This window comes from Collinsella sp. AM36-4AA, from assembly GCF_003467795.1.
Lineage (GTDB): Bacteria > Actinomycetota > Coriobacteriia > Coriobacteriales > Coriobacteriaceae > Collinsella.
Window position 1 is genome coordinate 1 of record NZ_QSHS01000043.1, and the last position, 7,678, is coordinate 7,678.

Sequence of the window (7,678 nt, forward strand, 5' to 3'; positions counted from 1 at the left end):
GACCTGGTGACATACCGCGAGATCCTCGCTGTCCGCAATGCAGACAGGTGCTTTACAGCCACAAGCGCGATAGTTTCAACAACAAGATGCAGTGCCCCAGAGCCCCTAGCAGTCGACGATGGTCTTGCCGATCATGATGTTGAGAATCTCGACATCGGTATCCTTCATGCCCACACGGCCCACATAGCCCATGCTCGCGATCGTCTCCTCGACGGTATCCTGGATCAGACCCTCGCCGGCGCGGAAGCCGCGGCCCTGCATGGCCATATCGTGGCCCAGAATCGCCGCATCGACGGCAGCGGAAATCTTGGCGGCACAGCTCGCCTTGGCGCCGTCGCACACGATACCGCCCACGTTGCCGAGCGTGTTCGAGACCGTCGCACCAATCTGTTCGCGCGTGCCGCCACACAGCCAGGTAATCGCGGCACCGGCACCGCACGCGGCGCAAATAGCGCCGCAAAACGCCGAGAGCGCACCAATATAGCTCTTGATATGCACGGCGATAAGGTCGGACAGCATCACGGCGCGCACCAGGCGCTCGTTGTCGCAACGCAGGTAGTCGGCATACTCCATAACGGGCAGCGCACAGGTGATGCCCTGGTTGCCCGAGCCGCACACAATGGCGACCGGCAGCGCACAGCCGTTCATGCGGGCATCGGACCCGGCGGCCGCACGGGCACGGGCACGGCAGGCGACGTCGTCGGCACGAGCGCCCAGCAGCGTACGGCCTACCTCGGCGCCCCAAGCGTGCGCCAGGCCCTCGGCGCTTATTGCGCCGTTCAGCTCAATCTGACGTTCAACGGCGGCGCGAGCACCCTCGATGTCGCCGTCCTCGATAAAGTCGATGATGGATTCGATCGACATGGGCGTGTCGGCCTTATCGGCGGCACGCTCGGCCACGACGCGCTCGGCGCAGGCGGCACACTCCCCCGCCGACTTGCCACACACCGGAATACCGTCGAGCGTATGGCACGTAACATTGGTGTGGTGGTCGGTGATCTCGACGACCGCGGTATGGCCCCCGGCAGTGGCAGTTACCTTGATATAGAGGTTAGGCACACCCTCGACAAGCGACACGTCGCAGTAGTCAGCGTCGGCGAGCAGCTCGGTCACGCGAGCGCGGTCTGCATCGTCAACACTCTCGAGCACCTCGAGCGCGCTCTTGGCGTCACCGCCCACGGCACCCAGCACGGCCGCAGCCTCGATACCGTGCATACCGCCCGAGTTGGGCACGGTCACGCTCTTAACGTTCTTAATGATGTTGCCCGAGCAGGCAACGTCCATATGATCGGGTTCGCAACCGAGCGTCTGGCTCGCCAACGCCGCTGCATAGGCAACGGCAATAGGCTCGGTGCAGCCGAGCGCACAGACAAGCTCGCGGTTCAAAACATCGCAAAACGCGGCATCACGGATGGAATCGGTAGGCATAGGTATCTCCTGCTTGCATAACGGGCTGGACTCTCAAAAAAGTTGGCTCCTTTATTTGATAACAATGCATCAAAAACCGCAACCATGGTTCCGGCGGACGGCGCTCAAGCACAAACTGGCGGCATTCATTCATGAAAAGCGGGTCTTGTTGCCTGCTAAAGCGTTTGATCAAAAAACGCCCGAGCGTTTACACAAAAGTCGCGCTATCATGCAGTCGAACGCGGTAAACACCTTTAGCATTTGCGCCGCACAGACCAGAGAGGAACCATCCATGAAGATCGGTATCGGTAACGACCACGCCGCCGTCGAGCTCAAGAACATCATTTCCGAGCACCTGAAGGAGCGCGGCTGCGAGGTCGTGAACTTTGGCACCGACACCTCCGAGAGCTTCGACTACCCCATCGCCGGTTACAAAGTGGGCAAGGCCGTTGCCAACGGCGACGTTGACCTGGGTATCCTGATCTGCGGCACCGGCGTCGGAATCAGCCTGGCTGCCAACAAGGTCGAGGGCGTACGCGCCGTCGTGTGCTCCGAGCCCTTCAGCGCCAAGCTCTCCCGCATGCACAACAACACCAACGTGCTCGCCTTTGGCGCCCGCGTCGTTGGCTCCGAGCTCGCCAAGATGATCGTCGACGAGTGGCTCGACGCCGAGTTTGAGGGCGGCCGTCACGAGCGTCGCGTTAACCTCCTCAACGAGATCGACCACACGCGCGGCCTTAAGATCGTCGACGAGGCCTAAAGATTCACAAAGCCATACGACGCTAACGCCAGCCCCCGCCCGGAAGAAACATCCGGACGGGGGCTCTTTAGTAGATTTGTGGGGGTTTACCAAAAGTCTACTGGAATAAAAAGGGCGCCGCGGATGAAGTTCCGCGGCGCCCAAGCCACACGCTAACAGCTTTAAGGAGTCAAAGCTGGTTTAGCCAAAAAAGCGCTTGATCTCGATCTCGGCGTTCTCCAGGCAGTCGGAGCCGTGGATCACGTTGGCGTTGACATCGACAGCAAAGTCGCCGCGAATGGTGCCGGGGGCAGCATCAAGCGGGTTGGTGGCGCCCATAAGGGTGCGCATCTTGGAGACAGCGGAGAGGCCGGAAACGACCATCTTGACGACCGGACCGCTCGTCATAAAGTCGCAGAGACCGCCAAAGAAGGGCTTGTCGGCCAGATGGGCGTAGTGCTCCTCGACGGTAGCGCGCTCGAGCGTGGTCATCTCCATGCGCTCGATAACAAGGCCGCTGCGCTCAATGCGAGCAACGATCTCGCCGATCTTGCGATCGCGCACGGCGTCGGGCTTAATCATGATGAAGGTCTTCTCGATAGCCATAAGGTAGCCTTTCAAGTAGGTTCGCGCGTGCCCAAGTCCCATTCCGGCACCCGCCTGGACTGCATCGTAACAGAGTTTTAGCTGCAGTTAAACAAAAAGCTGTTTATTGAAACGCTGCAATTTATTAAAGCGCTCCATATGTGTCACTTCTGTTTCGAAGCCCGATTAGAGTACCATCCGACCGCTCATCAACCACATCGAACAGAGCGGGCGGTCGGTTGCCACCCGCGAACGTGCCCCCTTCACAACCTGCCCAAAGGTCCTACAGAAGTTCTCGACAAGCTCCTTCCTTCTCTATAACAAAACGGGCGCCCACCGTAGCAGGCACCCGTAAAGGCAAGATATGATGAACGCACCAGACAGACGCATCCAATAAGCTAATTAGCTCCGTGGCCCATCTCGACGACCTTGGTCAACGAGCCAAACACGCCCTCATCGGCCGCAAGCTGCGTCTCGGCGCGCCCCAACTGCACGGCAACGGCGGCAGGAGCGGTGCCGCCCTCGGTCGTGCGCGCGGCAACGATCGACGGGATGTCGAGCGCCTCGGTAATATCGCGCTCAAAGAGCGGGCTTGCCTCCTGGAACACCTCAAACGGCAGGTCCTCAAGATTGCAGCCGTGCTTCTCACACATCAGGACCAGATGGCCCACCACGGCATGTGCCTCACGGAACGGCAGACCACGCTTAGCCAGGTAATCGGCAACATCGGTGGCGGCAAGATGCCCCACGCCGCACTCGCGCGCCATGGCGTCCTCGTTGACAGTCCAGGTCGAGATCATGCCGGCCATAACCGACAGGCACTGCATGAGCGTATGGGCGGTATCGAGCGCACCCTCCTTGTCCTCCTGCAAGTCCTTGTTATAAGCAAGCGGCAGGCCCTTCATGGTCACGAGCAGCTGCACCAGGTTGCCGTACACGCGACCGCTCTTGCCGCGGATAAGCTCAGCAAAGTCGGGGTTCTTCTTCTGCGGCATGATAGACGAGCCGGTGGAATACGAGTCGGAAAGCGTGATAAAGCCGAATTCGGAGCTCGACCACAGCACGATCTCCTCGGAAAGACGCGACAGGTGCATGGCCATGACGGAGCCGGCGTAATGCAGATCGAGCAGGAAATCACGGTCGGAAACCGCATCGAGCGAGTTGGGAATCACACCCGCAAAGCCAAGCTCGGCAGCCGTCATCTGGCGATCGAGCGGATAGCTCGTACCGGCAAGCGCGGCGGCACCCAGCGGGCAGTTGTCAGCGGCATCAAAGGCGGCCTTCAGGCGTGTAAAGTCGCGCGCGAACATCCAGGAATACGCCAGCAGATGATGCGACAGCAGCACGGGCTGAGCATGCTGCATGTGCGTGTAGCCCGGCAGAATCACCTTGTCGTACTTCTTGGCCGCATCCACCAGCACATGGCGCAGCTCAAGATTGGCCTCCATGAGTTCCTTGGCCAGCGCCTTGACGCCCAGACGCGTATCGGTCGCCACCTGGTCGTTGCGCGAACGCCCGGTATGCAAGCGCTTACCGGCCTCGCCGATGCGGCGCGTCAGCTCGCTCTCGATGGACATATGAATGTCCTCATCGTTGATATCGAAGGTGAAGTTGCCGGCATCGATATCCTGTTCGATTCCGGTCAGGCCCTCGGCAATCGCCTGCTCGTCCTCGGCACTGATGATGCCCTGGGCCGCCAGCATCTTGGCATGCGCCTTAGAACCGGCGATATCCTGCTTATAGAGATGTTTGTCGACAGGCAGCGACGCGCCAAACTCCTGCGTGACCTCGGCCACTCCCGCCTCAAAACGACCGCCCCAAAGAGCCATGGAACCGTCCCCTTTCTCCAAATACCAAAAAAAGCGCCCAAAGCAATGAGCCATGTCGCTAAAGCGATTTTTCAACCGCTAGTTTTACACATTCCCCACCGTGCACGGGAACATGCAGCTAATTTGCAAAGAAGTGACGCACCTGGCACTTGGCGCCCTTCGACTCCCGCCAACCGCATTGAACATAATGGATACTCCTCGGATATATAAAGGTGTAAAGCCCTCAAATTGATAGAGAGAGCCCCGCCGGACAACCCCGGCGGGGCTCGGACTCAGCCGCAGACGCGGCATCATATATGCGGGCGGAACGTAGGGGCCACCGATGTTAAGAAGTGTCAGCAAGCATAACGAAAGGTAGGGACCCCATGCGCCCGTTATGTATCACGCGGATGGGCCGCGCGGATACCAAAGGAAGGAGGCGCTAGGCCTGGGCGGCAGCAGAGCTGGGGCCCTGGACCTTAGCCCACGTCTTGAGCGACAGCGTATCGATCTCGATAAAGCCGGCGCTGGCCTTCTCGTCAAACGTAGTGTCGCGGTCGTAGGTAGCCAGACCGTAGTCATACAGGCTAAACGGGCTCTTGCGGCCGACGACATGGCAGTTGCCCTTAAAGAACTTCAGACGGACGGTGCCGGTCACGAACTTCTGGGTGTCGGCCATAAAGGCATCGAGCGCGTTTTTGAGCGGGCTGTACCACTGGCCGTTGTACACGGCAGTGGCCCAATCCTGCTCGAGCTTAATCTTGGTCTTGAGCAGGTCGCCCTCGACGCAGATGTCCTCGAGCGCCTTGTGGGCGGTGATGAGCGTCAGGGCGCCAGGAACCTCGTAGCACTCGCGACTCTTGAGGCCCACCAGACGATCCTCGACCAGGTCGAGACGGCCAAAGCCGTTGTCACCCGAAATCTTGTTGAGGGCGATGACGATCTCGGAGAGTTTCATCTTCTTGCCATCGACGGCGACGGGCTTGCCCGCCTCAAACTCAATCTCGGTGTAGGTCGGGGTGTCCGGCGTGTCCTCGGGGTTCTTGGTCATAACCCAGGCGTCGTCGAGCGGCTCGTTCCAGGGATCCTCCAGGTGACCGCACTCGATGGCGCGACCCCACAGGTTGTCGTCGATGGAATAGGGGTTGTCGTTGGCGCCCTCGGGAACCGGCACGTTGTGGGCGTGAGCATAGGCAACCTCATCGGGACGGCACTTCAGATCCCACTCGCGAACCGGGGCGATAACCTTAAGCTCGGGGTCGAGGGCCTTGACGGCAGCCTCAAAACGAACCTGGTCGTTACCCTTGCCGGTGCAGCCGTGGGCGGCGTAGGTCGCGCCAAACTCGTGAGCGACCTCGACAAGCTTCTTGGCGAGCAGCGGGCGAGACAGCGCGGAGAGCAGCGGGTACTTGTTCTCGTACATGGAGTTTGCGGCGATGGCCTTAGTCAGGAACTCATCGGAGAACTCGTCGCGCAGGTCGAGCACCTGGCAATCGAGAACGCCCAGGTCAAGCGCCTTCTGCTTCTTGGCATCCAAGCCGGTCTCCTCCTGGCCCACGTTGCCGCAGACGCAAACGACATCGAGATTCTTCTCGTCCTGGAGCCACTTGACACATACGGATGTATCAAGACCACCGGAATATGCGAGAACGACTTTTTCCTTGCTCATGGCTGTTTCCTTTCGCCCTTGGTAGCTAGTTATAACATCGGTCAGTTGCAAGTCATTTCGAGGTCAAAAAACCGTGCAATATCAGGTTAAATAGCAAAAAGCAGCACAGCATGCCCTAGAAACATGCGTTTATATCGTGCTAAAACCCAACGACCTCAAAATGACTCTGTTGGGGCATTTCACCCCATACGAACAGAGACGATTGTTATCGTCGTCGGGAAATTGCGCGCTGGCGTCGGATGGCATTATCTGCAGTGGTGATGATCTTTACGAACTGCATCTGCCTCTCCTTTCACCTATCGCCGGGCGCAATTCTAATATCGTAAACGGTACCTTTTCTTCGGTAAGCGGTTGTATTTCCGTCTCCGTTTTCGATGGTCGCTATATTACGCTAAAGTGCCCGCAGCACAAGCGACAAATTCAAATTTCTGAAAAGTTTTTTCATTACTTTGTGAAGCGTGGTGCAAATACGCTCCGTTCCTGCGACAATACGCTCAGTTACTGGTTGATGGTTATAACGTCTGAAACAATTTCGAAACGAAAGGCGCGCTTTTATGCAAACTTACGAATCGGACACCAATATCGGAAGCATTAAGATTCTCGCCGTCGACATGGACAAGACGCTGCTCACCGACAAGCGCGTGTTGCCGCAGGGTCTTGATGAGCGCCTGGACAAGCTCGCCGACGCAGGCATTGTATTCTGCCCCGCCAGCGGACGCCCCGCCCCCAAACTCGAGGAAATGTTCGAGAGCATTAAGAACCGCCTTGCTTTTTGTCCCGACAACGGAGCCTGCGTCATCTATCGCGGCAGCTATATCTATAAGAGCAACATCGATGTGGCGCTGTATCAGCAGGTGCTCGCCCGTGCCTCGGAGGACCCGCGTGCCGTTCCCGTCTTGTGCTGCTACGACGAGTTCTATGTGCTCGCCCGCGACCATCAGTACCACGACGAGATCAGCGTGTACTACAACACGATCAACTACGTCGATAGCTTTGAGTGCCTTGATATCGAGTCCAACAAGATTTCGATCTTCTTCCCCGCCTACGATGCCGAGCCAGCGTTTCGCGAGGACTACAGCCCCGAGTTCTCGGACAAGCTCTACGTCACCAACGCCGGGCGCGAGTGGATCGACTTCATGAACCTGGGCGTCGACAAGGGGTCGGGCGTCGCGCACCTGTGCGACCACCTGGGCATCGATATCGCCGACGCCGCCGCCGTGGGCGACACCTACAACGATATTCCCATGCTCGAGCGCGTCGGGCATAGCTTTATCGTGGACAATGCCGAGGAGCACATGAACGCGCATGCCAAGTGGCGCATTCCGAGCAACAACGACGGGGGCGTACTGACGCTCATCGACGCCATCTTGGCGGCTCGTTAACGGGGCTCGTCGGACCCGGCCGGGCGGCGCGGATTAGTTTTTCGTTCGGTCAGGTCCTGGGCTCGCTCGGAAAGCACATTAAGTGCTT

General features: G+C 58.7%; 6 protein-coding genes. 2 read left to right on the forward strand and 4 right to left on the reverse strand.

All coding sequences use genetic code 11. From position 1 onward, the window contains the following. Positions 1-105 precede the first annotated feature (105 nt). Complete coding sequence (locus DW850_RS09820; protein WP_117786949.1) at positions 106-1,428, reverse strand: serine dehydratase subunit alpha family protein; 1,323 nt, start codon at positions 1,426-1,428, stop codon at positions 106-108. A 271-nt stretch (positions 1,429-1,699) separates the two neighbouring features. Between DW850_RS09820 and rpiB the strand changes: the two genes are divergently transcribed. Further along, positions 1,700-2,167, forward strand: a complete 468-nt coding sequence (gene rpiB / locus DW850_RS09825; protein WP_035138007.1) for a ribose 5-phosphate isomerase B — start codon at positions 1,700-1,702, stop codon at positions 2,165-2,167. Positions 2,168-2,347: 180 nt separating this feature from the next. Here the strand turns inward: rpiB and ndk are convergent, their stop codons facing one another. The 3 genes from ndk to DW850_RS09840 form a co-directional block, all read right to left on the reverse strand. Beyond that, on the reverse strand, positions 2,348-2,752 hold the full coding sequence (gene ndk, locus DW850_RS09830) for a nucleoside-diphosphate kinase (protein WP_055251725.1): 405 nt from the start codon (positions 2,750-2,752) through the stop codon (positions 2,348-2,350). A gap of 377 nt (positions 2,753-3,129) precedes the next feature. Further along, complete coding sequence (gene argH, locus DW850_RS09835; RefSeq protein WP_117786950.1) at positions 3,130-4,560, reverse strand: argininosuccinate lyase; 1,431 nt, start codon at positions 4,558-4,560, stop codon at positions 3,130-3,132. Between the two features lie 421 nt (positions 4,561-4,981). Next, positions 4,982-6,208, reverse strand: coding sequence for an argininosuccinate synthase (locus DW850_RS09840; RefSeq protein WP_117786951.1), 1,227 nt, complete (start codon positions 6,206-6,208; stop codon positions 4,982-4,984). A gap of 554 nt (positions 6,209-6,762) precedes the next feature. On the opposite strand from DW850_RS09840, the gene DW850_RS09845 reads away from it, so the two are divergent. Further along, on the forward strand, positions 6,763-7,590 hold the full coding sequence (locus DW850_RS09845; RefSeq protein WP_117786952.1) for a Cof-type HAD-IIB family hydrolase: 828 nt from the start codon (positions 6,763-6,765) through the stop codon (positions 7,588-7,590). Positions 7,591-7,678: the final 88 nt, after the last annotated feature.

Coding starts and splice junctions, on each gene's coding strand:
- DW850_RS09820 (WP_117786949.1), bottom strand. CDS start 1,428: ATGCCTACCGATTCCATCCGTGATGCCGCGTTTTGCGATGTTTTGAAC.
- rpiB (WP_035138007.1), top strand. CDS start 1,700: ATGAAGATCGGTATCGGTAACGACCACGCCGCCGTCGAGCTCAAGAAC.
- ndk (WP_055251725.1), bottom strand. CDS start 2,752: ATGGCTATCGAGAAGACCTTCATCATGATTAAGCCCGACGCCGTGCGC.
- argH (WP_117786950.1), bottom strand. CDS start 4,560: ATGGCTCTTTGGGGCGGTCGTTTTGAGGCGGGAGTGGCCGAGGTCACG.
- DW850_RS09840 (WP_117786951.1), bottom strand. CDS start 6,208: ATGAGCAAGGAAAAAGTCGTTCTCGCATATTCCGGTGGTCTTGATACA.
- DW850_RS09845 (WP_117786952.1), top strand. CDS start 6,763: ATGCAAACTTACGAATCGGACACCAATATCGGAAGCATTAAGATTCTC.